The sequence below is a fragment of the Aeromicrobium sp. PFPM2_SD2 genome (assembly GCF_057364525.1).
In genome coordinates, this window is record NZ_JBNFNZ010000562.1 from 1 (window position 1) to 1401 (window position 1401).

The 1401-nt window shown below is 72.4% G+C and carries 2 protein-coding genes; both read right to left on the reverse strand.

Annotation, left to right across the window (positions count from 1 at the left end):
• Positions 1 to 861 (reverse strand): succinyldiaminopimelate transaminase (gene dapC / locus AC2W7G_RS16335; protein WP_485869366.1); only part of this gene is annotated, 861 nt, incomplete at its 3' end.
• Complete coding sequence (gene fdxA / locus AC2W7G_RS16340) at positions 858 to 1181, reverse strand: ferredoxin (RefSeq protein WP_485869367.1); 324 nt, start codon at positions 1179 to 1181, stop codon at positions 858 to 860. The genes dapC and fdxA, both read right to left, overlap by 4 nt.
• Positions 1182 to 1401: the final 220 nt, after the last annotated feature.

A 1401-nucleotide genomic window follows, 5' to 3' on the forward strand; every position in this document is an offset into this window, starting at 1 on the left:
CGCCGCGCCCGGTAGCAGCTCGCGCTGCTCGTCGACGTGGGCGTCGTCGGCCAGGGCCGCCGCCATCGCGTGCTGCACCGGCGTCGGCACCATGAAGCCCAGGTGCTTGCGCACGGCGAGCAGCTCGGCGACGACCGCCGGGTCGCCGGCCACGAACGAGCCGCGGTAGCCGGCCAGGTTCGAGCGCTTGGACGTGGAGTGCACCGCGAGCAGGCCCTCGAACGAGCCGCCGCAGACGACCGGGTGCAGCACCGAGACCGGCTCGGCGTCCCAGGCGAACTCCAGGTAGCACTCGTCGGACACGAGCAGCGCGCCGCGCTCGCGGCACCACTCGACGACCTTGCGCAGGTGGTCCGGGCCGAGCACCTGGCCGTGCGGGTTGGCCGGGCTGTTGACGTAGACCAGCGCCGGCTTCTGCGGGCCCAGCTGGGTCAGCGAGTCCGCCGCGACCGGGGTCGCGCCGGCGTAGCGGGCGCCCACCTCGTAGGTCGGGTACGCCCGCTCGGGGAAGACGACGACGTCGCCCGGACCGATGCCCAGCTGCATCGGCAGGTTGGCGATGAGCTCCTTGGAGCCGATCGTCATGAGCACGTGCTCGGGGCCGACGCCGACGACGCCGAAGCGGCGGGCCATCCAGTCAGCGGCCGCCTGGCGCACCGCGACCGGGCCGAGCACCGTCGGGTACCCGTGCGCGTCCGCGGCCTGCGCGAGCGCGTCCTGGACGAGCTGCGGCGCCGGGTCGACCGGGGTGCCGATGGACAGGTCGACGATGCCGCCGGGGTGCTCGGCGGCCCGGGCCTTCGCCGCCGCCAGGGTGTCCCAGGGGAAGTCCGGGAACCGCGACGAGACGGGGGCGTTCATTCCTGGTTCTGCGGCGGGAGGGCGGCGATCATCGGGTGGTCCTTGTCGATGACGCCCATCTTCGCCGCACCACCGGGCGAGCCCAGGTCGTCGAAGAAGTTCACGTTGGCGTCGTAGTACTCCTTCCACTCGGACGGGGTGTCGTCCTCGTAGAAGATCGCCTCGACCGGGCACACCGGCTCGCACGCGCCGCAGTCGACGCACTCGTCGGGGTGGATGTAGAGCATCCGCTTGCCCTCGTAGATGCAGTCGACCGGACACTCGTCCACGCAGGCGCGGTCCTTGACGTCCACACACGGCTGGGCGATCACGTAGGTCACGGAAGTCTCTCCTTCGTCGGGCGTACGCCCCAGTATCTACCGTCCAGCCAGCGGGCCTGACTGAGGCTCGCCTCATGGACGCGCCTAGGTTGGGCGCGTGCCTCTCTCCTCCGACATGATCGGCTCCCGCGTCGTCGTCCGCCACGCGACCGGCGGCACCGGCCCCGGCGGGGGTCCGGGCACCACGGACGTCGTCGGCCGGCTGCTCGCGCTCGACGAG